Source organism: Hyphococcus sp. D3-15 (assembly GCF_055809375.1).
This window is the reverse complement of record NZ_CM147910.1, coordinates 347,389-372,470: the sequence shown is the minus strand read 5'-3', so window position 1 is coordinate 372,470 and position 25,082 is coordinate 347,389. Positions and strand designations below refer to the sequence as shown.

The following is a 25,082-nucleotide window of genomic DNA, read 5'->3' as shown; positions in this document are numbered from 1 at the left end:
GATGAGCGCTTTGATGACGAGATTTTTGTGCGCAGCATTTTGTGCAGCATTTTTGTCCGCCTGCGCCACGCCGACGATGGTTCGCGAGAATGAAGCAGCGTCGTCAGTGGCTTTCGAGGCGCTGAAACGCGGCGGCTATGTCATCGTCATGCGCCACGCCAATTCGCCGGGCGACCAGCGCGGCGCGGTGGGCCTGTCGGATGGCTGCAAGCTCGCGCCGGGGCGCGGCCTTGATGCGGAAGGTTTTTTCCAGGCCCGCGCCATTGGCGAAATTCTCAAAGAAAACAACGTCCCGATCCTCAAGGCCTATACCAGCCCTATGTGCCGGTCATGGGACACGGCGGCGCTGGCCGCAGCCGGCGCGCCGGTGGTGATGAGCCCGTCGCAGATCAGCGAAAAGCCCGCCGATGTCGCGGCGATGAAGGCCAAGGTCGCCAAGGAACTCGCGGCGAACCCCGGCAAGAACATCATCCTCTCCAGCCATTCCAACATCGCGCCGCTCTATGGCGCGACGACCAGAGGCCGCGAGGATGAAGTGCCGTCCGGCGTCATCTGGCTGGTCCATCCCAGCGACTGGCAGGCGATTGCGCGTGTTGATTTGCTGGTGCGCTATCCGAAGGTGACGCCTGCCGTGGAGTAAGATGAGGAGCCGCTTATGCGCATGCTGGCCACGGTCACCTTGTCAGCGCTTTGTTTGGTAGTTGGAGGACTCGCAAAGGCGCGTGTTGATCAGTCATCCTTACCCGCTGGGAAATGGATCAGCGACGGCGATAAGACTCTCGTCATTACTTATTTTCGCCAGCGTCATCCTCAGCAAGAGGCCGATGACGTCGTCGGCCTTTTATTGATCAATCACAGCGATGCGCCAAAGCAGGCTCGCGTATACTGCTATGATGACATGGCTCATTTCCAAAGCGGAACGACTGCCTTTCGCTTTACTCTGGATTTGAGTCCGGGCGAAAAGAGGCAGCTCTTTGCGGAAAACGACATCATCGAAAACTTCTCAAGCGTTGCTTGCCGATTTGAGGAAATGGCCGGACCCGCGCTCATGAAGGGATCGCCGCTCGGTCCGCCCCCCACAGACAGGCCAAACGCGCCCACAAGCCCGCCCGATCCTGTCTTCCAATGGTCTCCGGGTGCTTTTAACCAGCCGGACGCCAAGGAAAAGGAATAGAGATTCCGCGCCGGATGAGTTAGCAACGTGAGCAATTGCAACCTGTTAGGCTCAAAGACGTGACCCAACTCAATTCTTACCGCACCGGACCCGACAGCGAAGGCCGATTCGGCATTTTCGGCGGGCGCTTCGTCGCCGAAACCTTGATGCCGCTCGTCCTCGCGCTGGAGAAGGAATACAAGGCGGCGAAGAACGACCCCTCATTCCGGTCCGAGCTTGAGTATTACCTCAAACATTATGTGGGCCGGCCGAGCCCGCTCTATTACGCCGAGCGGTTAACCACCTATGTGCGCGGTATGGCCGACGAAAAGTCGGGTAGCGCCGGCAAAAAGGGCGCGAAAATTTACTTCAAGCGCGATGAGCTCAATCACACCGGCGCTCACAAGATCAACAATTGCATGGGCCAGATCCTGCTCGCCAAGCGCATGGGCAAGACAAGGATCATCGCCGAGACCGGCGCCGGTCAGCACGGGGTGGCGACCGCCACGGTCTGCGCCCGCTTCGGTCTTCCCTGCGTTGTCTATATGGGCGCCACCGATGTGGAGCGGCAAAAGCCCAATGTCTTCCGCATGCAGCTTCTCGGCGCGGAGGTCATACCCGTTGTGTCGGGCACGGCGACCCTGAAAGACGCCATGAATGACGCCTTGCGCGATTGGGTCACAAATGTGGACTCAACTTTCTACATTATCGGTACGGCCGCCGGCCCGCATCCCTATCCGGAGCTGGTGCGCGATTTCCAGTCCGTCATCGGCATTGAGGCGAAGGAGCAGATGAAGGAGGCCGAGGGCCGCCTGCCTGACGTGATCATGGCCTGCATCGGCGGCGGATCGAACGCGATCGGGCTTTTCCATCCCTTCCTAGATGACAAGGATGTTGAGATCATCGGCGTCGAGGCGGCGGGCCATGGCGTCGACACCGACCAGCACGCAGCAAGTCTGACCGGCGGTAGGCCCGGCGTCTTGCACGGCAACCGGACATACCTGCTGCAGGATGATGACGGACAAATTCAGGACGCCCATTCAATTTCGGCGGGCCTTGATTATCCGGGCATCGGGCCGGAGCATTCCTGGCTGCATGAGACGGGCCGGGTGCAATATGTCTCCGCCAAGGATGATGAGGCGCTGGCCGCGTTTCAGCTTTGCTCAAAACTCGAAGGCATCATCCCGGCGCTGGAGCCGTCCCATGCGCTGGCCCGCGCCATCGACAAGGCCGCCGAAATGGATCGCGACCAGATCCTGCTGCTCAATATGTGCGGGCGCGGCGACAAGGATATTTTCACGGTGATGGATTTGCTCGGTGCTGAGTAGGGCCGGTTCGGGAGAGAGCCATTGAATATTTTGATCCTCGGCGCGTCGGGCGCGACCGGGCGCCTGCTTGCGCGTCATCTGCTGGAGCGCGGCCATGAGGTGACGGCGGTGGTGCGCTCGCTCTCCAGCCTGCCGGAAGACATTCTTGATCACCGCAATATGACGATCATCGAGGCGAGTCTGCTCGACCTTGATGACGTGGAGCTGGCGCGGCTGGTCGCGGGCGTCGACGCGGTCGCGTCTTGTCTGGGGCATAATTTGACCTTCAAGGGCATGTTCGGCGAACCGCGCGCCCTCGTCACCGATGCGGCGCGGCGGGTCTGCGCTGCGATCCGGGCGAACGCGCCGGCCCGGCCGGTGAAATATGTGCTGATGGGTTCGTCCGGCGTGCGAAACCGCGATTTGGATGAGCCGATTTCGCTCGCCCAGAAATGCGTGATCGGGCTGCTCAGGGCCTTGTTGCCGCCTCATGCGGACAACGAAAATGCTGCAGATTTTTTGCGCACAAAAATCAGCCGCGACGATCCGGCGATCGCCTGGACCGCGGTGCGGCCAGACGGGCTTGTGGATGCGGCGGAAGTCACCGCCTATGACCTGCATCCCTCGCCGATCCGCAGTGCGATCTTCGACGCGGGCCAGGTCAGCCGCATCAATGTCGCGCATTTCATGGCGGATCTGATCACCGAGGAGGCGGTCTGGGATCGCTGGCGCGGTCAGATGCCGGTGATTTACAATCGCGGCGGCGACGCCTGACGGACGCGCAGGGAATCTGCATCGAAAAAAACGATGTTTCAAATTAATATTATCTAGTTGATCTATAAGTCTTCCGCCCCCAAATAGAACCTCATAGAGGCGCGCCATCCGGCGCCGCCCACTGAGGGAGATCATGATGGCGGACAAAGAGACCAGGCTGACGACGACAGCAGGCGCGCCGATCGCCGATAATCAGAATTCGCTGAGCGCGGGCGCGCGCGGTCCGCTGCTGATGCAGGACTATCAGCTGCTGGAAAAACTCGCCCACCAAAACCGCGAGCGCATCCCGGAGCGGGTCGTGCACGCCAAGGGCTGGGGCGGTTTCGGAACCCTAACGGTCACAAACGACATCACGAAATACACAAGCGCCGCAATTTTCTCGAAAATCGGCAAGGCGACGCAGATGCTGGCGCGGTTTTCCACGGTCGCCGGCGAGCAGGGCGCGGCGGACACCGAACGCGACGTGCGCGGCTTTGCGCTGAAATTCTACACCGAGGAAGGCAATTGGGATCTGGTCGGCAACAACACGCCGGTCTTCTTCGTGCGCGACCCGTATAAATTTCCGGACTTCATTCACACCCAGAAGCGCCATCCGAAAACCAATCTCAGAAGCGCGACCGCGATGTGGGATTTCTGGTCGCTGTCGCCGGAGTCCCTGCACCAAGTGACGATCTTGATGTCCGATCGCGGCATCCCGACGACGCCGATGCATATGAACGGCTATGGTTCGCACACTTACAGTCTCGTCAATGCGGCGGGCGTGCGCCATTGGGTGAAGTTTCACTTCAAGACCCGGCAGGGCCACAAGCACTACACCAATGCGGAGACCGCTGTGAAAATCGGTCAGACCCGCGAAGCCTATCAGGAAGCGCTCTATGGCGCGCTCGAGGCGGGCGACTATCCGCAATGGGATCTGAAAATCCAGGTGATGAGCGAAGCCCAGGCCGAGGCGGCGCTGTTCAACCCGTTCGACCTCACCAAAGTATGGCCGCATAGGGACTACCCGCTGATCGATGTGGGCGTGATGGAATTGAACCGCAATCCGCAGAACTACTTCGCCGAGATCGAGAATGCGGCCTTCAGCCCGTCCAATGTCGTGCCGGGGATCAGCTTCTCCCCCGACAAGATGTTGCAGGCGCGGATATTCTCTTACGCGGACGCGCATCGCTACCGGCTTGGCACCCATTACGAAAGCCTGCCGGTGAACCAGCCGAAATGCCCGGTCCATCACTATCACAAGGACGGGACGATGAACGCCTTGGGTCAGCGCACCGGCAATGTGGACGCGTATTACGAGCCGAATTCGGTTCCCGGCGCCGCACGCGAGGACAAGCGTTTCGCCGAGCCGCCGCTGGCCATTTCAGGCGATGGGGACCGGTATGACCACCGCGAGGGCAATGACGATTTCAGTCAGCCCCGCGCCTTGTTCAATCTGTTCGACGATGCGCAAAAGGCGCGGCTCTATTCCAATATCGCCGAAGCGATGGGCGGCGTGCCGGGGGCAATCGTTGAGCGCCAATTAGCGCTGTTTGCGCAAGTCCATGCGGATTACGCCGCCGGCGTGCGCGCGGCGCTGGACGCGAACGGTTCGCCGCCAGCGGACGCGGCGCCGACTTTCGCCGCGCCGGAGAGCGACAAGGCGGATGGCCGCAAGCCGCTGCTCGGCTGGCTTTCCAAACGCAAAGACTGATGCAGTTTCGGCGGATGTTTCTCTCTTTTTCATCCGCCGGATAAGGTCGACCGCTCCGGCGTCTGTTCGTTTCTCTCCCCCAAGGAACAACGCCGGGGCGGTGGCCGCTTATTCCGCCAGAGAGATTTTCCGGCGCAGCGCCGCGCGCAGCAAAACATAGAGCAGCAGTCCAACAGGGCCAAAGATGAAAGCGCCGATCAGGCACGGAACGACCAGCAGATGCGGCAGGTTCTGGCGAATCGCATCCCGTCCGATCCATGCGCCTACAAACAAATCGAAGACAAGGTAGTGCGTCCAACCGATGATCACGCCATTGGGGTGATCGAAGATCGCCATCACGCCTTCAAGGCTGTTGAAGCTTGCGCCTTCCGCCGATTGTGCGAAGAAAACCCCTGCTGCGAGCGCCGCAACATAAATGGCGCTCATCACCACCGGATACAGGATTGAGTGAACCAGTGTTGCGGTCACTGCGGCGCGCGGCGCCAGGGTCAGCAGCAGCCATCCCGGTAAGACCAGGGCGTTGATCAGGAGAAAGGCGTCATTCCAGTCCATGGCGGGGCTCCTTGTACGGGCGGCGCAGTTTGCGCCCGCCTGAAGGCGGCGTCCAACCGATTTGGCAGCGCAGCCGGTCGCCTAATGCCCTGCGCCGAAAATCCCGGTGCGCACATCATAGTCGACGGCCAGCTCATATTCCGGGTCGTCATTGGAATCGACCAGAAGCTGTCCCGCATGGTTGAGCATTTTGTGGCAGTCGCGGGTGAGATGGCGCAGGCGCAAGGTTTTGCCCAAGGCCTCATATTTCACGGCGAGGTCTTCAATCGCCTGCAGCGCAGACTGGTCGACAACCCGTGAGCGCAGGAAGTCGACGATCACCACATCCGGATCTTTTTCCGGGGTGAATAATTCAGCAAAGCCGTCGGTCGATCCGAAAAATAACGGGCCGTCGATTTCATAGACTTTTGCGCCCGCTTCGGTGTGGCTCTCGCGGGTCACCGCATGAATGCGCTTGGCGTTGTTCCATGCGTAAGCCAGCGCGGAGACGATAACGCCGACAACCACCGCAACCGCGAGGTCATGCATCACCGTCACCGCCGTGACGAGCACGATGACAAAAGCATCGGTCAGCGGAATGCGCCGCATGATCTTGAAGGACTGCCAGGCGAAGGTGCCGATGACGACCATGAACATCACGCCGACCAGCGCGGCCAGCGGGATCTGTTCAATCAGCTTCGAGCCGACCAGGATAAAGGCCAGCAGGAACAGCGCGGCGGAGACGCCGGAAAGGCGCGTGCGGCCGCCGGATTTTACATTGATCATGGACTGGCCGATCATCGCGCAGCCGCCCATGCCGCCGAAAAATCCGGTCACCAGATTGGCCGCGCCCTGGGCCACGCATTCTTTTGACGCGCCGCCGCGCTTGCCGGTGATTTCGCCCACGAGGTTCAGCGTCAACAGGCTTTCGATAAGCCCGATGGCGGCGAGGATGAAGGCGTAGGGCACAATGATTTCGAGCGTTTCAAAACTCATCGGCACGCTCGGCAAATGAAACGCCGGCAGGCCGCCTTTGATCGAAGCGAGATCGCCGACTCGCGGCACATCAAGACCGAAGGCGATGACGATGCCGGCGACAATTGCAATGCCGGCGAGGGGCGCGGGGATCGCCTTGGTGAGTTTCGGCAGGCCCCAGATGATCGCCATGGTCAGCGCCACCAGCGCGAGCATCATGATCAATGGCAGGCCGGTCATCCATTCGCCGGTGACGCCCATGGAATGGCCGTCGCTTGCCGCTGCGCTGCCGGGAACCTGAAACTGGCTGAGCTGGGCGAGGAAGATGACGATGGCGAGGCCGTTGACGAAACCGAGCATCACCGGATGCGGCACCAGCCGGATGAACTTGCCGAGACGAAAGATCCCGGCGAGGAGTTGCAGGACGCCCATCAGGACGACGGTGGCGAACAGATATTCAACCCCGTGCTGGGAGACCAGGGCGACCATGACCACCGCCAGCGCGCCGGTGGCGCCGGAGATCATGCCGGGACGGCCGCCGATCAGCGCGGTGATCAGGCCCACAAGAAAGGCGGCGTAAAGACCGACCAGCGGATGCACGCCTGCGACAAAGGAAAAGGCGACCGCTTCCGGCACCAGCGCCAGCGCGACGGTTAGCCCGGCGAGCAGCTCGATTTTGACGCGCGAGGGCGTGAACACGGAGAGGTTCGCGTTTTTCCAGTCAAATCCTGACCAGTCGGCGACAGACAAACGCTCAGCGAACGCGGCGAGAGTGGTTTTCGTCACGGGGGACCTATTTTCTTTTCGGGGTGGGCTCGATTGCGCCTTTCATACCGAAATCATGCTGCGATGCAACATTTTACCGGCGGGCCAGAGGCCATGGGGCCAAAAAGGCGGCGCCCCGATAACAGTTTGTAGGGCTGCGTGATTTCCCTTTCCCATCGAAATTGGTTAAGCAGGCCCTAAATCTGATCAAGGAAACCCGCCGGTCGATTTCATCAAACCGGCGTAAATGATGAGTATTCTGCGTTACATGCCAAACACACTCCCTGCCGCTGTCTCCCGAAATTTCGCCAAAATTCAGGGGGCCGCCGATCATGCGGCTGCAAATGTCGATGCGGCGCGCACTGAAATGCTGCGCCGTATTGTTCAGCATTGCGCGCGTTTCCAGCATGTGGATCTCAGCCGCTCCATCGGCCAGGCGGCGTTGTCGCTGGGGCTTTATTTCGGCGCGCTGGCGGTGATGTTCTGGCTGGTCAAGGCCGGTCAGTGGCCGATCGCGCTGTTGCTGGCGCCGGTGACGGGTCTGTTTCTGGTCAAATTGTTCACCATTCAGCATGATTGCGGTCACGGCAGTTATTTCAAAAACCAGCGCGCCAATCATGCGCTTGGTTTCCTCATCAGCCTACTGACGTTTACGCCCTATGGGTTCTGGCGCGATGCGCATAATCGCCATCATGCAAGTTCCGGCGATCTCGACCGCCGCGGCGTCGGCGGCGTGGATACGCTCACCGTGCCGGAATATCAGGCGCTGACGCCGGGCAAGCGCATCATGTACCGGATTTATCGCAATCCCATGGTGATGATCGTGCTCGGGGCACCGGTCTATTTCCTGTTCATGCAACGCCTGCCGCTGGCCGGGCCGATGCCCTTTGCGGAAACCTATCAGGGCATGAAGCTGCGTCAGGTCTGGCGCTCCGTCCTGACGCTCGATGTGGCGCTGCTGGTTGTTTATGGCGCGCTCGCCGCATGGCTCGGTCTTGGCGCGGTGGCGCTGGTGGTCGCGCCGGTGGTTTCCGTCGCCGCATGGACCGGCGCCTGGCTGTTCTTTGTGCAGCATCAATATGAAGACACCTATTGGGAGCAAAAGCCGAACTGGAATTACGCGGAAGCGGCGGTGTTCGGGTCTTCCCATTACAAATTGCCGACGCCTTTGCGCTGGCTCACCGGCAATATCGGCCTGCATCACATCCATCATTTGTCGAGCCGCATTCCCAATTACCGGCTGATGGAATGCTACAAGGCGAGCGAGGATCTGCTTTCGCTGCCGGTGATGACGATCCGCGACAGCATCAATTGCGCGCGTCTCGCCCTGTGGTGTCCGGCGCGCCGCAAGATGGTGAGCTTCTCCGCCGCCTGATTTTTCTGACGTGGTCTGACATTGCGCGCCGAATGGTGTTAACTGGCTCCAGGGGTAATTCTGGGAGCCGTTTCATGAAATCGAATCTGTTGACCTGCGCCGCCATCGCGGCGCTTGCTGTCTTTGCTGCGCCTGCCGCCGCGCAACCATCCTTGAAGGCCGATATCGCCGCCGATTATGAGGCCAATCTGGAAGACCTGTTTCTGTGGTTTCATCAAAATCCGGAACTCTCTCACCGCGAATTCAAAACCGCGAAACGCCTCGCAACGGAAATCAAGGCGCTGGGCTATGACGTCACCGAGGGCGTTGGCGGCACCGGCGTCGTCGCTGTCCTGAAGAATGGCGACGGGCCGACGGTGATGATCCGCGCTGATATGGACGGCCTGCCGGTCAAGGAAGACAACGACCTGCCATATAAATCCACTGCGACGCAGGAAGATATCGACGGCATCGTCAAACCGGTGATGCATGCTTGCGGTCACGACACGCATATTACGGGGCTTGTCGGCACGGCGCGGCAGATGGCGGCCCATAAGGATTTGTGGTCCGGCACGCTGGTGCTGATCGGCCAGCCGGCGGAAGAGCGCATTTCCGGCGCCCGCGACATGCTGGAAGACGGGCTCTATAAGCGCTTCCCGAAACCTGACTACGCCATCGCCTTTCACGTTGCGGCGGAAACGCCCACGGGCCGCATCGAGGCGCCGCTGGATGTCGTCGCCTCCAGCTCTGACAGCGTCGACATTATCGTGCGCGGCGTCGGCGCCCATGGCGCGTCGCCCCATAAGGGCGTCGATCCGGTGCTGGTCGCCTCGCAGATTGTGGTGTCGCTGCAATCGGTTGTCGCGCGCTCGATCGCGCCGCTGGACGCCGGCGTTATTACGGTTGGCTCGATCCATGGCGGCACCAAGCACAACATCATCGGCGAAGAAGTGCATCTGCAACTGACCGTGCGTTCCGACGACCCGGAAGTGCGCACCCAATTGCTCGACGGGATAGACCGGGTGGCGGCGGGCGTCGCCATGTCGCTCGGCGTACCGAAGGACCGGATGCCCGAAGTGATCCGTTCAAAGACGGAAACCACCCCGCCCACCATTAATGACGCCGCCGCCGCGCAGATCGTGCGCGACGCCATCACCCGGAAAATCGGCGAGGGTGTTTTGTATGAACAGCCCCGTACTGGCATGGGGGCGGAGGATTTCGCCTATTTCGTCACCCCGGAAACCGGGGTCAAAGGCGTCTATCTCGCGGTTGGCGGCACGCCGGAAAAAGATGTTGAGGACGCGCCCTCGCATCACTCGCCGATTTTCAAGATCGAGCCGGAGCCGTCCATCAAGCTCGGGGTCGAGGCGATGACGGTGTCCGCGATCGCGCTGTTCAACGCAGAGTAGCGCGCTGCAAAGCATCGTAGCGGTCCGGCTTTCTTTTGCCTATTCTGCGGCGGAGAGAGACAGAGGGGCGTTTCATGATTTTCCGTATTTTCGCCGCCGCGTGCTTCGCGGCCTTAGCGGCTTGTGCAAAACAAGAGGCGCCGCCGGCGCCGGTAAATGCAGATGAAACCGCCTTGCGGATGACGGCGCAGGGCGAGGTGATCGGCTTCGCCACGGCAGACGGCGCCCATAGCTGGCGCGGGCTTCCCTTTGCCGCGCCGCCGGTCGGGCCGCTGCGCTGGCGCGCGCCGCAACCGCCGGCAAGCTGGCAGGGCGCGCGGGTCGCCACCGATTTCGCCGAACGCTGCGTGCAGATGTCAAACGGCCTCGACGCCAGCGACGGCATCGAACCGGGCCTGATGCTTGGCGATGAAGATTGTCTCTATCTTGACATTTACGCGCCGAAAGACGCGCTGGAAAAAGCCGGGCAGGGCGAAGGCCTGCCGGTCATGGTGTGGATTCATGGCGGCTCGAATGTCTGGGGCCGCAGCTCCTCCTATGAAGGCTCGCGGCTTGCGGTGCATGAAGACATCATCATCGTGCCGGTGCAATACCGGTTGGGCCCGTTAGGATATTTCTCCCACGCGATGCTGCGCGACAGCGCGCAAAGCCCGGAAGATGCGGCGGCCAATTTCGCGCTGCTTGATCTGATTGCCGCGCTTGAATGGGTGCAGGCGAATATCGAGGCCTTTGGCGGCGATCCGGACAACATCACGATTTTCGGCGAAAGCGCCGGCGCCCATAATGTCGGCGCGCTGCTCGCGTCGCCTTTGGCGAAAGGCCTGTTTCAAAAGGCGATCCTGCAATCGGGCGGGCTGAACAGCATCTCCGCCGAGAAAGCGGAAAACGCCGATAGCGGTGAAATCAACACCGCCGGCGCCATCGTCGAGAAGCTGGGCGTGGACGACGCCGACGCCTTGCGCGCAGTTTCTGCGCGCGAGTTACTTGAGGCGTATGGCCTGGGCGCCGAGCCCCGGCTGGTGCTGCCGCGGATGATTGAAGATGGCGTGACGATCCCGTCGACGCCGATGCGTTTTGCGTTCTCTTCGACAGAGACCTTCAACGCAGTGCCGATCATGTCCGGCGTGAATCGCGACGAGTTGAAATTTTTCAACATGGCCAGCCCGCTGCTCACCAAGAAATTTCTGAACTTTTTTCTCGTCTCCCGCGACAAGGATTTTTACGACGCCATGTCCGAATATCCGAGCCGCGCCTGGCGCCTGCGCGCCATTGACGAACCGGCGGCGATGATGGCGGCGGCCGGTCATCAGGCGGTCTATGGCTATCGCTTTGACTGGGACGAGGCGGGACGCATCGGCTTCACTGATTTCGCGCATCTGCTCGGCGCCGGTCATGTCGTTGAAATTCCTTTTGTTTTCAATCGGTTCGTGATCTTCGGCAAGCTCGACAAGGTGGTCTACGGCAAGAAAACCGCCGCCTCGCGCGAGGTGCTGTCGCGCGCCATGGGCGCCTATTGGGGCGCCTTCGCCCGCAACGGCGCGCCGGATGTGGACGGGCTCGCCGACTGGCCGGCCTGGTCTTCCGCAGGCGGAACAATCATGCGGTTTGACAGCGCCGAAGATGGCGGGATCGGCGCCATGCAGGATGTGGAGACGGCGGAGAAACTGGTCGCCGATCTCAAGGCCGATCCGCGTCTTGATCAAACCAAGCGCTGCATCGTGGTTGAAGGAATCCGGGTCTGGCTCGCGGATCTCGCGGATGACATCGCGCAGCAGGTCGGATGCGCCCCGGCCTGATCGCGCGCCGCGCGGCCGCAATTTCGCCTTGAAATGACCCGCAAAAGACCTCGCCCCGGCGCGACGGGCGCGCCGGCTCGGCGCCGTTTCACTTGCATGAGATGAACGGGCTTGGGGCTCTCGTCTCACAGAAGTTGGAGCGAAGTCATGTTGAAGAAAGTTGCGTTGAGCCTGTTCGGGGCGGGGATAGTGATGATGAGCGCGCCCGCATTCGCCGGGGAGTGGAAGCTCAATCCGCGGGCCTGTCCGGACCTGGTTGAAGATCGCTATGATCGCCGCGAGGACCGCCGGGATTCTGCGCGTTGACTATGGCCGCCGCGACCGCGTTGAAGACCGATATGACCGCCGCGAAAACCGGCGCGACAGGGCGGTCACGATCTGTCCGGCGCGCGCTTTTTACTATGAGCCCTCACGCAAGGAATTGAGCCATGGCGGCAATGGGCGCCACAAAAGCTGGAGAAACGCGCGGCCCCGCCTGCCCCTGAGCTATGACCGCCGGGCGCGGATGTATTTCCGCTATGACAATGGCCGCAAGATTTACGTTCGCGGATAAGGCGAAGCGTATATAGGCGCATAAACAAAAAAAGCGGCGCTTGAACAGGGCGCCGCTTTCGTTGTCACGCATGGCGTGTGGATTGCGCGAACGGCGTTTCATGACTGTGTTCAAAGACGCCGCCACCATTCCTTATTCGCGCTGCATTCCTTGTTGCTTTGCTTTTCCAGAGCGCGGGCCAGATCGTCTTCGGCGGCGGCGATGGCTTCCGGCAGGCCGTCGGTCTGATATTTTGTCCAGCTGTCGCCGACTATCGTCCGCTCAATGCGGACCGGCGCCGCCCGGAGATAGGCGATCACCTGCGGCGGCGTATTAGCTTGGGTAATGGCGTAATTGGCGCTGAGCGGCACGGTGAACGCGGTTCCGTCGGGCAGGCGCATGGTGAAGTCGCCGCCCCTGTAATTGTGCCAGATATTCAATTTCGGCACGGTGCTTTCGCTGGTGTCGTAGGTGATGCGGATGCCGAAATGAGCGCTGAAATTTCGCGATGTTTCCCATTTTTTGAAGATGACCGGTCTGGAGCCGTCCGGCGCAAGGCCTGCGGTCACGGTCCATCCGGCGACCTCGCGCTCACTGTCGCAATTTGGCTTCAGACCGGGCCGGTTTTGCGCAACGGCGCCGTTGCTGGTCAGTAATGCAAGGCTAAAGGCGCAGGCCGCCAGTCCCGGGTGGTTCATGCGCATGCTCAATCCCCCGATTTCCCACATTAACGCTGCGACGATGGCGCCTTAAGGGATTGCGGGCAAGCCTGTTGGATTTATGCGCCGGTTGGGGCGAGCGTTTTCCCATTGACTCTGGCGCTTTGCGCTGCGGCGCGGTATAGGCGCGGCGCAGCAAGAAGGACGCCGCCATGAGTTCGAAGAAAGACGTGAAAAAAGTAGTGCTGGCCTATTCAGGCGGGCTCGACACTTCGGTGATCCTGAAATGGCTGCAGGTGGAATATGGCTGCGAGGTGGTCACTTTCACTGCCGACCTGGGCCAGGGCGAAGAATTGGAGCCGGCGCGCCGCAAGGCTGAGCGAGCCGGGATCAAGGACATCTATATCGAGGATGTCCGCGAGGAATTCGTCAGCGATTTCGTCTTTCCGATGTTCCGCGCCAATGCGGTCTATGAGGGGCTGTATCTCCTCGGCACGTCGATCGCGCGCCCGCTGATCGCCAAGCGTCTGGTTGAGATCGCGGCGGAGACCGGCGCCGATGCGATCGCCCATGGCGCGACCGGCAAGGGCAATGACCAGGTGCGGTTTGAACTGAACGCCTATGCGCTGAACCCGGATATCCGCGTCATCGCGCCCTGGCGGGAATGGAACCTCAACAGCCGCGAAAAACTGATTGCGTTCGCAGAGCAGCACCAGATTGAGATCCCGAAAGACAAGCGCGGCGAAGCGCCGTTTTCGGTCGACGCCAATCTGTTGCACACCTCGTCGGAAGGCAAGGTGCTGGAAGACCCGGCGGATGAAGCGCCCGATTATGTTTATCAGCGTACGGTCGATCCGGAGGATGCGCCGGACAAGCCGGAGATTATCGAAATCGGGTTTGATCGCGGCGACGCGATCTCGATCAATGGCAAGCCCCTGTCGCCGGCGACATTGCTGACCCAGCTCAACGACTATGGCCGCAAGCACGGCATTGGCCGTCTCGATCTCGTGGAGAACCGTTTTGTCGGCATGAAGTCGCGCGGCGTTTACGAAACCCCGGGCGGGACGATCCTGCTCGCCGCCCATCGCGGCATCGAGCAGATCACGCTGGATCGCGGCGCCGGGCATCTTAAAGACGAATTGATGCCGCGCTATGCGGAGCTGATCTATAACGGTTTCTGGTTCGCGCCGGAGCGTGAAATGCTGCAGGCCGCCATCGATAAAAGCCAGGAACATGTGGCGGGAACGGTGAAGCTGAAGCTCTATAAAGGCTCGGTCAATGTCATCGCCCGGTCCTCGCCAAACACGCTTTATTCCGAAGCCCATGTCACCTTCGAAGAAGACATGGTCTATGACCAGAAAGACGCCGAAGGCTTCATCAAACTGAATGCGTTACGGCTTAAACTGCTGGCGCGCCGTAATATGAACGCGGATTAAGGCGGCGGCCCGGCGCGGCGATTGACAATGTTCCGCTTCGTACCGCGCGTCCTGCGCGATTTTGTCTACACCCGGATTGCGCGCAACCGCTATGCGCTGTTCGGACAGTTGCGCGAGTGCTATGCGCCCGCGCTGGAATTGAAAAGTCGTTTCACCCTGCCTGAAGGATAGAGTTAAAGTATCATGGATCTCACGAAAATTACGTCCGGCGTTAACGCACCCAAAGACGTCAATGTCGTCATCGAGGTGCCGCTTGGCGGCGAGCCGATTAAATATGAAATCGACAAGGCGTCCGGCGCCATGTTCGTCGATCGCTTCCTGTACACGTCGATGCGCTATCCCTGCAATTACGGCTTCATTCCGCAAACCCTCGCCGATGACGGCGATCCGGTGGATGTGATGGTCATGGGCAACCGGCCGCTGGTGCCGGGCGCCGTCGTCGCGGCGCGGCCTGTGGGCGTGTTGCTGATGGAAGACGAGGCTGGCATGGATGAGAAAATCCTCGCCGTGCCGTCGGAGCGGCTGACCCGCTATTACGCCAAGATCAAAACCTATGAGGATCTGCCGGACATCATGATCGAGCGGATCACGCACTTTTTCGAGCATTACAAAGACCTCGAACCCGACAAATGGGTGAAGATCGTTGGCTGGCGCGGCGCGGAAGAGGCCGAAAGGCTGATTTTGGAAGGCATCAAGGCCGAAAAGGCGGCGCGCGCCTGAGGCGGGATGCGGCCCCGGCGGCCCCAGGCGGGTTAACTCTTTTTTAACCCGCCGCTTTGGGGTAAGCTCGCCGGGCCCATGACGGGCATTGCGCTTGGCTCACGGGTTTCGGGCGGCGCAGGGGCGGCGAAATATAAGGGGTGGAGATGCGTAATATTGAAGCCATATTCGGGGGAGTATTGGCGCTCGTTGTTCTGGGCGTCGCCTTTTTCGCGGTTATGAACACCTCCTTTTCGTCCGGCGATGGCGGCGTCGTTACGGCGCCGACCTCCGGATCGGATTATTCCGGCGCCGCAATGACCCCGACGCTGACTGCCGCTTCGGGTCAGGACCTGATTTGCGAATGCTATGATGCGGGTTTTGAGCTGGCCGGGCAGGTGGAAGTCCTGTCGCCGGAATATCGCACCGGATTCCAGCAATGCCGGGCGCGTGGCGGCGTCGATGCGGGTGACGCCTGGACAGCCGGCTGGAATGCGCGGCTTTCGGGCCGCCCCTATGAAGCGAGCTGCCGCGCCTATAAGCGCCGGCGCTAGGCATTCGACTTAATCAGCCTTTCGAAAAATTCTCGATCACCGTTTTGAACGGCTTGATCTGCGTTTCCACAAACAGGCCCGCCTTGGCGTAGGGGTCGTTTGCCGCGATGACGCGTGCGGCAGCCTCGTCCGCCGCCTCCACAATGATCAATGAGCCGACGGGATCGCCCGTCTCGCCGAGCAGCGGACCCGCCAGCAGGAGCTTATTTTCAGATTTCTGAAAATATTCGAGATGCGCCGGCCGCGTATCCATGCGCAGGGCCAGGGAGTCCGGTTTGTCCCGGCAAAGTAGAATGAATTGAGGCATCGTTACGCTTCCGTTTTGAATGGCCGCGAGAGCAGGGCGGCGATGATTTCGTCTACCGTCATGTCGCCGGCGACCAGAGCTGCCACCGCTTCGCAGATCGGGGCGTCGGCCCCGGCCTTGACGGCGAGGGCGTGAATGGCGCCGGCGGTCGCGACCCCTTCGCTCACCGTATTGCGCTCGGCGAGAATGTCCGCGAGGGCGCGGCCTTTTCCCAGCTCGACCCCGAGCGACATATTGCGCGATTGCGGGGAGGAGGCGGTGAGAATGAGGTCGCCGAGGCCTGAAAGCCCGGCCATGGTCTCGGGCCTCGCGCCCAGCGCCACGCCAAGGCGCTGAAATTCGGCGAATCCCCGCGCGATCAGCGCCGCCCGGGCGCTCTCGCCGAGGGCGCGGCCTTCAACCACTCCGGCGGCGATGGCGAGCACATTCTTTACCGCGCCGCCCAACTCCGCGCCGGTGAGGTCGTCCGACAGATAGGGCCGGAAATGCGGCGCCCCGACCGTGGCGACCCATCGAGCTCCGAGCTGCGGATCGCCGGCGGCGAGGGTCACCGCCGTGGGAAGGCCCAGCGCCACATCGCGGGCGAAGCTCGGCCCGGACAAAACAGCGGGCTCCGCCTCCGGCCATACTTCGGCCAGAACCTCGGTCATCAGCATGCCGGTGGACCGCTCAATGCCCTTGGAGCAGAGCGCCACCGGTACGGCCCGGCCATCGGCGCCGGCGCGCAGATCGGCCAGCACGGGGCGGGCGAATTGCGCCGGCACCACGAAAAGTAGGGCCTCGTTTTTCGCGGCCATACCCAGTGATTGCGCGGCTTTCAGGCTCTTTGGCAGGGGCGCGCCGGGAAGGAAGTCGGTGTTCTCATGGCGCTCATTAATGGCGCGTATGACCGATTCCTCCCGCGCCCAGAGCGTCGTCGCAACGCCATTCGTCGCGCAAAGGGAGGCCAGCGCCGTACCCCAGGCGCCGCCGCCGATCACGCCAAGCGACGCAAATGGCTGGCTCTTATTCATCGACATGTGATCTCGCTGATTGCAGTGTGACGACTGAACGGTTTATAAAGATGTCAGCATACACATATAGAGCTTATGCCCACCGAAGTCCTCGATGAAACCGCGAAGCAGATTCTGGACGCCGCAAGCCGGCGGTTTCTGCATTACGGCTATGGTAAAACGACCATGTCGGAGATCGCCCAGGACTGCAATATGTCCACCGGCAACCTCTATCGCTACTTCCCCTCGAAGCTGGATATCGCCGAAATGTTCGTCCGCGTGCTGCGGCGCGAGCAGGTGGCGGAGCTGCGGGCGGTGGCCGATGCGCCCGACCAGACGTCGATCGAGAAATTGCGGGCTGTGTTTGTGCGCAAGTTCCAGCTCGCCTATGAGCGCTTCCATGACCGGCCCAAAGCCTATGAGCTGTCGAGCGAGCTGCTCGCCTCGCGGCCCAAAGTGGCGATTGAATGGGGCAACGCCGAAGCGCGGGTGATCTCCGAGATCCTCATACAAGGCGATCAGGACGGCTCCTTCGCCGTCGAGAACGCCGCAGAAATGGCGAAAATCCTTCAGGACGCCTGCTACCGCTTCACCAGCCCGGTGGTTTTCCTGGAAGGCGAGTTTGATGAGCTCGCAAAGGAGCTGAATGAGGTGATCGACCTCATCATTGACGGCTTCGCCTGGCGGGCGGCGAAAAGAGCCGCCCTCGAAAAGCGCAAACACGGCTGAATTTAGCTGTTTCACGCGCCAAACTGATCACATAGCAGTGATTAGTTTTCCGCACTCCCTGAATCAAGCCCTATAACCCATTGGAAAATAACGACCTATTGCCGTTGATAGAAAAATTACAATTAAACAATGAATATTTATGAATTCGTTCATTGACAATCATTCAGTCCAGGCCTATCTGCCCCTCATCGGAAGCGGGGATGCCGCTCCGGTGAGCGCCAAAGCGGCTTTCAAACCCATCAGGATTGCCGGCTCGCGGCGGCGCCAAGATCAAGAAACGAACTGAATAAGAAAAGAGAAAACCATGACCAACATTCGCAATTTTGCGGTCCAAGCCGCCGCTACGCTGACCCTTACAAGCGCCCTCGGCGCACTTCTCTTCGGTGTTGCAGATCTCGCGACTCGCGGCGTCGTAATCGCCTAAGAGACCTACCGAAAACGCTGTTGCAGTCTGTCCCCTCCCCTGAGGACACCCTCCCCCCTGACTGCAGCAGCGCTCCCTTAAATGCGCGGAAGCCAGCCCCGGCTTTCGCGCATTTTTTGTGCGCGCTATGCTGCGCCTGCGATACGGGTGAATTGAAACTGCGTGCGTTACACATTTACAAGGATTGGCCGCTAGCCTGAGACCGATCAGGGAGCACGCTTATGGCCGCCTCAACGCGTTTCGCCGTCGCCGTTCACATCATGACCATGCTCGCCGCCAATCGCGGCGCGCCGCAAACCTCTGAGGTGTTGGCGCGGTCCGCCGCCACCAACCCTGCTGTGGTGCGCCGCCTGCTCGGTGCGCTGGCGCGGGCGGGGCTGACGAAATCGCAGCTTGGCAAGGGCGGCGGGGCGGAACTCGCCAGAGGTCCGAAGAAAATCACCCTCGCGGAAATCTATCTCGCCGTAGAGGAGCCGGGCCTGATCCCGCTGCACCGGGCGGCGCCCGATCCGGCCTGTCCGGTGGGGCGGAATATCCAGCCGGCGCTGAAAGAGGTTGGCGGTCTGGCGGAAACCGCCTTCATGGCGGCGCTGGAAGCGGTTACGCTGAAGCAGGTCGCGAAGGAAATTGCTGCAGCAAATGCTGCAGCAAAAAGCGCAGCATAAGCTGAAAATGCTGCGGTCTATGTTGCGCCTTTCGGGTGCAGCATAAAACGTCAGGCTTTCGGGCCTTTGCGCCCCGATCCAAACCGTTTTCCATTCCCCGGATCTGCCAGCGGCCAGCGCGCCCGCGGCGCCATGGCCATTGCCTCTTCCGGGTCCATGGCGAGGCCAGCCGCCAGTCTTTCCGCCCCCGCCCAGGCGATCATCGCGCCATTATCGGTGCAATATTTCGGCGGCGGGGCGATCAGCGCCCATGAATTTGCTGCGCACAGTTGCTGCAGCATTTTTTTGACCGCGCAATTGGCGGCGACACCGCCAGCGACCACCAGACGGCTCGCCTCAGGCATCAGCGCCATCGCCTTTTCGGTGCGCTGCGCAAGATGGCGGGCGGCGGCTTCCTGAAACGAGGCGGCGAGATCGGCGATGTCCTGCCCGCTGGGGTTCTCAAGGCTTTCCGCCGTTTCGCGCACCGCCGTCTTCATGCCGGAAAAGGAAAAGTCGCATCCCTCATGCTTCAGCAGGGGGCGCGGCAGGGTGAAACGGTCGGCGCGCCCGCCAACAGCGGCGGCTTCCACGCGCGGCCCGCCCGGCGCGCCGAGCCCGAGCAGCTTGGCGGTCTTGTCGAAACATTCGCCCGCCGCATCGTCGATCGTGGTGCCCAGCCGGTGATAGCGGCCAACCCCGTCGACCCGGATTAGTTGGGTGTGGCCGCCGGAAATCAGCAACAAGAGATAGGGGAAGGGCGCATGTTCCGTCATCCGCGCCGACAGAGCGTGGCCTTCAAGGTGGTTCACCGGGACCAGTCTGGCGCCATGTGCAAGTGCGAAGGCCTTGGCGGTGGTCAGTCCGACCATCACCCCGCCCACAAGGCCCGGCCCCGCCGTCGCCGCCACCGCATCAATCTCCTCATAGGCGATCCCGGCCTTCGCGACCGCCCGCTCGATCAGCCCGTCCAGGCGCTCGACGTGGCTGCGCGCGGCGATTTCGGGCACGACGCCGCCAAAGGCCGCATGATCGTCATGTTGAGCCCAGACTTCGTTGGAAAGAATCTGGCAGGAGCCGTCGGCGCGCCGGCGCACCACCGAGGCGGCGGTGTCGTCACAGCTCGTTTCGATGCCGAGCGCTATTATCTCCGTCTTTATTTCCGTGTCTTCCGTCATCTGGTCCTTGGCCAAGTGAAGGTCTGCGCTGTCCGGCGGCTTGCCTAATCCTTCTGGACTGCGATAAGCCCGAATATAGGTCGCATGGACAGCAAAGCTCAGGCGGGCGCAAGTGTGTGCATAAAGATAAGCCGGTTGCGCCTTCGTTCCTTGCCCTGATCCGATGCTGTCGCGGCCGCCGAAAAATGAAACGCCAAAGCTGATTCCGAAAGCGAAACGAGTGCCGAAAGACAAGACCTTCGCCATCGCAAGCCGTCGCTCGCCCCTCGCCATGGCGCAGGCCCATATGGTTCAGGCGATGGTGGCGCAAGCCGCCGGGATCGCGCCGGAGGCGGCGCCGGTCCGCGATTATGTCTCGAGCGGCGATGTAAACCTTGCGGGCTCCCTGGCGGAGATCGGCGGCAAGGGGCTTTTCACCAAAGAGATCGAAGAGGCGCTGCTTTCCGGCGTCGCGCGCTTTGCGGTTCACTCCATGAAAGACATGCCGGCGGCATCACCGCAGGGGCTCGTCACTGCGGCCATACCGGCGCGTGAAGATCCGCGCGATGCGTTTATTTCATCGAAAGCGAAAACGCCCTGGGACCTTGAAGAGGGCGCGCGGGTCGGCACAGCGTCGGTCCGCCGGCAGGCGCAAATGCTGTCGCGTCGGCCGGATTTGAAGCCTGTCACCCTGCGCGGCAATGTGGGAACGCGGCTGGAAAAGCTCGCCGCCGGAGAAGCCGATGGCACCTTCCTGGCGCTTGCGGGCCTGAAAAGACTGGGCTTTTCCGGTAAGGCCACGGCCATACTTTCAACTGAAGAGATGTTGCCGGCGGTCGGGCAAGGGGCGCTATGCGTGCAGACCCGCGCCGACGACAAAGAGGCGAGGGCGATCGCCGCGCAATTTTCCTGCGCCGGCACTACCGCCTGCGTCGCGATGGAGCGGGCCTTCCTCGCCGGCCTCGACGGGTCATGCCGAACACCGATTGCTGGCCTTGCGATCATCGACAATGGCGAGATTTTTTTTCGCGGCGAGCTGTTGTCGCTCGATGGCCGCGAGCGGTTTCACATTGAGCGCCGCCTTCCCTATGCGGAGGATTGCGCCGGCGAGGCGGCGGCGATGGGCGCTCATGCGGCGGCGCAGATCCGCGCGCAAGCGGGCGAAGAGTTTTTCCGGAAGCTGGTTCTGTGAACAAAGTGATCGTCACCCGGCCGGAACCGGATGCGACCCGCTTCGCCGATCTTTGCCGCGCCCATGGTCTTGATCCGGTTTTGTCGCCGGTGATGGAAATCCACATTGCGAAAACAATTGTCGACCTCTCGGATGTTGGTGCGCTGGCCTTCACCTCCGCCAATGGCGTGCGCGCTTTTGCAGCGAATTGCGACGCGCGGGATTTGCCGGTGTATGCGGTGGGCGATGTAACTGCGCAGGAAACGCGGGCGGCGGGATTTGCGCGCATTCATGTTGCGGGCGGCGATGTGCAAAGCCTCGCCGGTCGTATCGCCTCCGAAAACAGGCTTGCGGGCAAAGCGCTATTGCATGTCGCCGGGGAGCATCGCGCGGGCGATCTCGTCGCTTTGCTGGGAAGCCAGGGGATTGCAGCCCGCCGCCAGAGTTTTTACCGCGCCGCGCCGGCGCAAGCGCTGTCACCGGCGGCGCTCAGCGCGCTCGATGAGCCGGGCGCCGATGGTGATTTGTGGGTGAGTTTGTTCTCGCCCCGCACCGCCAGGCTGTTTGTTGCACTAGCGGAACGAGCCAATGCGCAGGCAGCGCTTGGGCGTGTTCACGCCGCCTGCCTCAGCGAAGCGGTGGCCGAGGCGGCCGGTCCTGGCTGGGCGGCGTATCACATCGCGCCGGAAATGAGCGCGGAAAGCCTGATATCCCTCATCTCAGCGCAGAAGCGCGCTTGAGCGCGGCCGCGCCGCCGCCTATCTAAGGAGGGGCGCGCTGCGGCGCAAAATGGAGACCGATAGTGGCGGATGAAGCCGGCAAACGAGAAGGCGGTGAGGATGAAGGCCTTCCCGAAGTCGAGGCAGAGCTTGTTAGCGAGACGCCGCCAGTTGAAGGCGCGTTTGATGCGGAGGAGGCTCCGAAAGCTGCGCCGGAAGCTGAACTGGAACCGGATGCGCCAGAGGGCGATGGCGGCGGCGGCCCAGCCGGAAAACCGCCCCTGACGCAATCCCTGACCCCCGGCGTCATGTTGTTCGGTGCGTTTGCGGTGGTGGCGCTCGCCGCCTTTGGCGTCTGGCGGGTTTTGCCGCGCGCCGAGCCCGGCCCGGCGCCAGTATCGGCGGAGGAATCCCCGGCGGCGACAACCGCCGAGCCTGATCAGGCCGCCACGGATGCCGCGACGCCGGCAAAAATCGACAATGCGCCTGTGGACGCCGCTGAGACGGTGATGAAGCGCGCGTCGGAGGCGGGCGCTCCGGAAGGCGAGATCACCGCTTTGCCGCCGGTCACCGAAGCGGGCGCTTCAAAGCTCGCCAATGTCGCCGATGACGGCGTGAAACAGGTGGCGGCGGACGCTTCAGAAGAGGGCGTGTCGCTGGAGATTGAACCTGACACGGGAGAGGCTACGGAAATTGATCCGTCTACGGCGGAAGGCGCCATCCCCGTTCTTGATGAAGAACCGCCGGTTGAAGAGCCGGTTGAGGAAACGTCTGCGGACGAGCCGTCAGGCGAAGAAGCGGATGGGCCTGCGGTTGAACCCGATACAGCGCAGGCGCAAGACGAACCGGCCTCCGTTGGGGAAGCCGATACGGGCCCCGTAGCGACGGAAATGGCCCCGCCGGATGAGGCGTTTGCACCCGCCCCGGCCGATAGCATTGCCAATGCGGAAAATGTGCAGAGCCTGGAACAGGAACTCGCGCAAGTGCGGGCGTCATTCAGCGAACAGCAGCGTCAGCTTGAGACTGCGCTGGCGAATGAGCACCGCACCAATCTTGAGTTGAAAAACGAGGTGGAGCGGTTGCGCACGGCGCTTTCCGCTGCCGAGGCGGCGCGCGATGAAGCCGCGAATGAGGAAATCACGGATTTGCGTGCGGAAGTTCAAAAGCTGCGCCGCGAACAGGCGAACACCTCGGCGCGCCAGATGCGCGCATCCTTCGCGCTCGCTGCGCTGGCGCGGGCGGTGGATCAAGGCGGTCCCTATACGGAAGAATTGGCGGCGGTCGCAGAGTTCGAGCCTGCCGCAGCCGCGGCGCTTGAGGTGCATGCGGAAACCGGCGTCCCCAGCGACGCGGCGTTGCGCGATGGCTTCGATGCGGCGGCCCGGTCTGCGCTGGCCGCTGCGGGGCAGGAAAAGGCCGGCGGCGGTTTTGCGGGGCTTATCGCGCGCGCCCAAAGCCTGGTCAGCGTGCGTCCTGCGGCGCCGATGAATGGCGACGGACCTGGCGCTGTGTTGTCGCGCGCAGAAGCCGCGCTGGATCAGGGCGAGATCACTTTCGCCCTGTTGCAATTGGAAGATTTGCCCTTGTCGGCGCAGGAGGCCATGGCGGACTGGATGGCCGATGCACGTCGCCGGGCCGAGGCTGAGGCCGGGCTGGCCCGGCTAGAGGCAGCATTAACCGGCGAAGCGGGGTAGCGCTATTATGATCCGTATCCTGATGTTCTTGCTGGGCGCGGTGTTTTTCGCGTTTGTCATTACTTACTTCGCCAGCCTCGACAGCCGCATCACCGGCGAGGCGTTCGGCTATCACATTGACGGACCCTCGGGCCTGATCATTGGCGGCGCCTTTGTCGTATTGCTGGCGGCGATCTATCTCACCCACAAGATCAAGGACATTCTGGCGATCCCGGCGAAAATCCGCGCAAAGGACGCGCAGACCAAACGCGAGCGCGGCATTGCGGCGCTGACCCGCGGGCTTGAAGCGGCCGCCGCCGGCAATGGCGAGGATGCGGCTCATCACGCCCGCGTCGCCCGGCGCAATCTGGAAGATGTGGCGCTGACCCGGCTGCTCACCGCGCAAGCGGCGCAGCTTTCCGGTGACGCCGCGACGGCGAAGGAAAGCTTTTCGGCGATGCTCGCCGCGCCGGAAACTGAATTTATCGGGCTGAAAGGTCTTTACGCACAGGCGATGTCGGCGGGCGAAATGGACGCCGCGAAGGGCTATGCGGAACGCGCTTTTCGCTTGCGCCCCAATGCCGCCTGGGCGTTTCAGTCGGTGTTCGATCTCGGCCTTGAGCGCGGCGCCTGGCGCGAAACCCGCGAGGCGGTGGCGCAGGCGCAAAAGAACAAGATTATCGACAGCGTCCGGGCCGATCGCGCTCGCGCGGCGCTGCTGACGGCGGATGCATATGCGGCGGGCGATGCGGCAGGTGACGTGACGGGGGCGCTAAGCGACGCGGAAGCCGCGCTCAAGCTCTCGCCCGGCTTTACCCCGGCGGCGGTGCTGGCGGCGCGCATCGCCATGGAAGAGGGCAAGACCGGCAAGGCCGCGAAAATTATCGAAACCGGTTTCGCCGCTGCGGCGCATCCGGCGCTGATCAAGCTCTATGATCGTCTTTATAAGGACGAAGCCGCAGACAAGCGCGCATCGAAATTGCTGAAGCTCGCTGAAAAGAACGCCGATGCCGACGAGGCGGCGTTGCTGAAAGCGCGCGCGGCGACCCTGACCGGCGACTGGGCGGCGGGCGTTGACGCGCTGGAGCCCCTTATCGCGAGCCGCCCCAGCGCGGCGGCGTTCGCTCTGATGGCGAAAGCGGCGGCGGGACTTAATGGCGAGGCGGCGGCGCAAGTCTGGTACGAACATGCCGCCAATGCGCCCCATGATCCGCGCCCCGGCGCCGATGGCGAGTTCCATCTCACCCGCGATGGCTGGGCCCGGATGATCCGCGATTATATGGACTTTGCGCGGCTTTCACCGCCGCCGCTGGAAGAGGCCGCGACCGGCATGTCGCCCGATGAAGTTCGCCTTTTGCTAGCGCCGCCTGTGGTCGAAGCGCCGGAAGACGAGACTACGGAAGACGAGCCGGAGACTGCGGAAGCGGCGCCGGAAAAATCCGCCGATGCATCGGCTTCGTCCGATGAAGATGATCACATCCATGATGACGAAGAAGCCGAACGCGCGGCGAATGCGGCGCGGCAAGTGTCTTAGGCGCTGGGAATAGCGCGCGCTTCATCCTGAGGAGCAAAATCCTTCATGTCCTTCGAGACGCCGCACAAATATGCGGCTCCTCAGGATGAAGGATTTGC

General features: G+C 61.9%; 26 protein-coding genes. 20 read left to right on the top strand and 6 right to left on the bottom strand.

What is annotated here, in order from left to right:
- Nucleotides 1–13 precede the first annotated feature (13 nt).
- The 5 genes from AC0L8G_RS01890 (at nt 14) to AC0L8G_RS01870 (ending at nt 4,924) form a co-directional block, all read left to right on the top strand.
- A complete protein-coding gene (locus tag AC0L8G_RS01890) occupies nt 14–640 on the top strand; it encodes a histidine phosphatase family protein (protein WP_473386288.1) in 627 nt (208 codons plus the stop codon).
- Nucleotides 641–655: 15 nt separating this feature from the next.
- Nucleotides 656–1,174 carry a hypothetical protein gene (locus AC0L8G_RS01885; protein ID WP_473386287.1) on the top strand — a complete coding sequence of 173 codons (519 nt, stop codon included), beginning with the start codon at nt 656–658 and terminating at the stop codon, nt 1,172–1,174.
- Between the two features lie 59 nt (nt 1,175–1,233).
- A complete protein-coding gene (trpB, locus tag AC0L8G_RS01880) occupies nt 1,234–2,481 on the top strand; it encodes a tryptophan synthase subunit beta (RefSeq protein WP_473386286.1) in 1,248 nt (415 codons plus the stop codon).
- Nucleotides 2,482–2,502: 21 nt separating this feature from the next.
- Nucleotides 2,503–3,234 carry an NAD(P)-dependent oxidoreductase gene (locus tag AC0L8G_RS01875; RefSeq protein WP_473386285.1) on the top strand — a complete coding sequence of 244 codons (732 nt, stop codon included), beginning with the start codon at nt 2,503–2,505 and terminating at the stop codon, nt 3,232–3,234.
- 136 nt (nt 3,235–3,370) lie between these two features.
- Nucleotides 3,371–4,924 (top strand): catalase, encoded by a 1,554-nt coding sequence (locus AC0L8G_RS01870; protein ID WP_473388938.1) that lies wholly within the window; start codon nt 3,371–3,373, stop codon nt 4,922–4,924.
- A gap of 108 nt (nt 4,925–5,032) precedes the next feature.
- On the opposite strand, the gene AC0L8G_RS01865 is transcribed toward AC0L8G_RS01870, so the two are convergent.
- The gene (locus AC0L8G_RS01865) at nt 5,033–5,476 is read right to left on the bottom strand and encodes an ABA4-like family protein (RefSeq protein WP_473386284.1); all 444 of its coding nucleotides are present in this window, start codon (nt 5,474–5,476) and stop codon (nt 5,033–5,035) included.
- A gap of 81 nt (nt 5,477–5,557) precedes the next feature.
- Nucleotides 5,558–7,216 (bottom strand): SulP family inorganic anion transporter, encoded by a 1,659-nt coding sequence (locus AC0L8G_RS01860; protein ID WP_473386283.1) that lies wholly within the window; start codon nt 7,214–7,216, stop codon nt 5,558–5,560.
- A 247-nt stretch (nt 7,217–7,463) separates the two neighbouring features.
- Here AC0L8G_RS01860 and AC0L8G_RS01855 point away from each other — a divergent pair, with 247 nt between their 5' ends.
- The 5 genes from AC0L8G_RS01855 to AC0L8G_RS01835 all read left to right on the top strand — a co-directional run bounded on the left by AC0L8G_RS01855 (nt 7,464) and on the right by AC0L8G_RS01835 (nt 12,307).
- Nucleotides 7,464–8,570 carry a fatty acid desaturase gene (locus tag AC0L8G_RS01855; protein ID WP_473386282.1) on the top strand — a complete coding sequence of 369 codons (1,107 nt, stop codon included), beginning with the start codon at nt 7,464–7,466 and terminating at the stop codon, nt 8,568–8,570.
- 74 nt (nt 8,571–8,644) lie between these two features.
- Nucleotides 8,645–9,958, top strand: a complete 1,314-nt coding sequence (locus AC0L8G_RS01850) for an amidohydrolase (protein WP_473386281.1) — start codon at nt 8,645–8,647, stop codon at nt 9,956–9,958.
- Between the two features lie 74 nt (nt 9,959–10,032).
- A complete protein-coding gene (locus AC0L8G_RS01845) occupies nt 10,033–11,754 on the top strand; it encodes a carboxylesterase/lipase family protein (protein WP_473386280.1) in 1,722 nt (573 codons plus the stop codon).
- Nucleotides 11,755–11,901: 147 nt separating this feature from the next.
- Nucleotides 11,902–12,060 carry a hypothetical protein gene (locus AC0L8G_RS01840; protein ID WP_473386279.1) on the top strand — a complete coding sequence of 53 codons (159 nt, stop codon included), beginning with the start codon at nt 11,902–11,904 and terminating at the stop codon, nt 12,058–12,060.
- The gene (locus AC0L8G_RS01835; protein ID WP_473386278.1) at nt 12,023–12,307 is read left to right on the top strand and encodes a hypothetical protein; all 285 of its coding nucleotides are present in this window, start codon (nt 12,023–12,025) and stop codon (nt 12,305–12,307) included. Before AC0L8G_RS01840 ends, AC0L8G_RS01835 begins: the two co-directional genes overlap by 38 nt.
- 110 nt (nt 12,308–12,417) lie before the next feature.
- Here AC0L8G_RS01835 and AC0L8G_RS01830 read toward each other — a convergent pair whose 3' ends face one another.
- Entirely contained in the window at nt 12,418–12,990 is a 573-nt protein-coding gene (locus AC0L8G_RS01830) for a hypothetical protein (RefSeq protein ID WP_473386277.1), read from the bottom strand.
- A gap of 167 nt (nt 12,991–13,157) precedes the next feature.
- Here AC0L8G_RS01830 and AC0L8G_RS01825 point away from each other — a divergent pair, with 167 nt between their 5' ends.
- From AC0L8G_RS01825 to AC0L8G_RS01810, 4 genes are all read left to right on the top strand, one after another.
- On the top strand, nt 13,158–14,381 hold the full coding sequence (locus AC0L8G_RS01825) for an argininosuccinate synthase (protein ID WP_473386276.1): 1,224 nt from the start codon (nt 13,158–13,160) through the stop codon (nt 14,379–14,381).
- 27 nt (nt 14,382–14,408) lie between these two features.
- Nucleotides 14,409–14,552, top strand: a complete 144-nt coding sequence (locus tag AC0L8G_RS01820) for a hypothetical protein (protein WP_473386275.1) — start codon at nt 14,409–14,411, stop codon at nt 14,550–14,552.
- A 12-nt stretch (nt 14,553–14,564) separates the two neighbouring features.
- On the top strand, nt 14,565–15,101 hold the full coding sequence (gene ppa, locus AC0L8G_RS01815; RefSeq protein WP_473386274.1) for an inorganic diphosphatase: 537 nt from the start codon (nt 14,565–14,567) through the stop codon (nt 15,099–15,101).
- A 146-nt stretch (nt 15,102–15,247) separates the two neighbouring features.
- Nucleotides 15,248–15,634, top strand: a complete 387-nt coding sequence (locus AC0L8G_RS01810; RefSeq protein ID WP_473386273.1) for a hypothetical protein — start codon at nt 15,248–15,250, stop codon at nt 15,632–15,634.
- Nucleotides 15,635–15,647: 13 nt separating this feature from the next.
- Here the strand turns inward: AC0L8G_RS01810 and AC0L8G_RS01805 are convergent, their stop codons facing one another.
- Together AC0L8G_RS01805 and AC0L8G_RS01800 are read right to left on the bottom strand one after the other, a co-directional pair.
- Complete coding sequence (locus AC0L8G_RS01805) at nt 15,648–15,941, bottom strand: YciI family protein (RefSeq protein ID WP_473386272.1); 294 nt, start codon at nt 15,939–15,941, stop codon at nt 15,648–15,650.
- 2 nt (nt 15,942–15,943) lie between these two features.
- A complete protein-coding gene (locus AC0L8G_RS01800) occupies nt 15,944–16,960 on the bottom strand; it encodes an NAD(P)H-dependent glycerol-3-phosphate dehydrogenase (protein ID WP_473386271.1) in 1,017 nt (338 codons plus the stop codon).
- A 69-nt stretch (nt 16,961–17,029) separates the two neighbouring features.
- Between AC0L8G_RS01800 and AC0L8G_RS01795 the strand changes: the two genes are divergently transcribed.
- Complete coding sequence (locus AC0L8G_RS01795; RefSeq protein ID WP_473386270.1) at nt 17,030–17,662, top strand: TetR/AcrR family transcriptional regulator; 633 nt, start codon at nt 17,030–17,032, stop codon at nt 17,660–17,662.
- Nucleotides 17,663–18,307: 645 nt separating this feature from the next.
- The gene (locus AC0L8G_RS01790; protein WP_473386269.1) at nt 18,308–18,751 is read left to right on the top strand and encodes an Rrf2 family transcriptional regulator; all 444 of its coding nucleotides are present in this window, start codon (nt 18,308–18,310) and stop codon (nt 18,749–18,751) included.
- A 50-nt stretch (nt 18,752–18,801) separates the two neighbouring features.
- Here AC0L8G_RS01790 and tsaD read toward each other — a convergent pair whose 3' ends face one another.
- Nucleotides 18,802–19,908 carry a tRNA (adenosine(37)-N6)-threonylcarbamoyltransferase complex transferase subunit TsaD gene (gene tsaD / locus AC0L8G_RS01785; RefSeq protein ID WP_473388937.1) on the bottom strand — a complete coding sequence of 369 codons (1,107 nt, stop codon included), beginning with the start codon at nt 19,906–19,908 and terminating at the stop codon, nt 18,802–18,804.
- 271 nt (nt 19,909–20,179) lie between these two features.
- On the opposite strand from tsaD, the gene hemC reads away from it, so the two are divergent.
- From hemC to AC0L8G_RS01765, 4 genes are all read left to right on the top strand, one after another.
- A complete protein-coding gene (gene hemC, locus AC0L8G_RS01780; RefSeq protein ID WP_473388935.1) occupies nt 20,180–21,079 on the top strand; it encodes a hydroxymethylbilane synthase in 900 nt (299 codons plus the stop codon).
- Nucleotides 21,076–21,798 carry a uroporphyrinogen-III synthase gene (locus AC0L8G_RS01775; protein ID WP_473386268.1) on the top strand — a complete coding sequence of 241 codons (723 nt, stop codon included), beginning with the start codon at nt 21,076–21,078 and terminating at the stop codon, nt 21,796–21,798. The genes hemC and AC0L8G_RS01775 overlap by 4 nt, the downstream gene beginning before the upstream one ends.
- Nucleotides 21,799–21,860: 62 nt before the next feature.
- Nucleotides 21,861–23,471 carry a COG4223 family protein gene (locus AC0L8G_RS01770; protein ID WP_473386267.1) on the top strand — a complete coding sequence of 537 codons (1,611 nt, stop codon included), beginning with the start codon at nt 21,861–21,863 and terminating at the stop codon, nt 23,469–23,471.
- Nucleotides 23,472–23,478: 7 nt separating this feature from the next.
- A complete protein-coding gene (locus AC0L8G_RS01765; protein ID WP_473386266.1) occupies nt 23,479–24,984 on the top strand; it encodes a heme biosynthesis HemY N-terminal domain-containing protein in 1,506 nt (501 codons plus the stop codon).
- Nucleotides 24,985–25,082 lie beyond the last annotated feature (98 nt).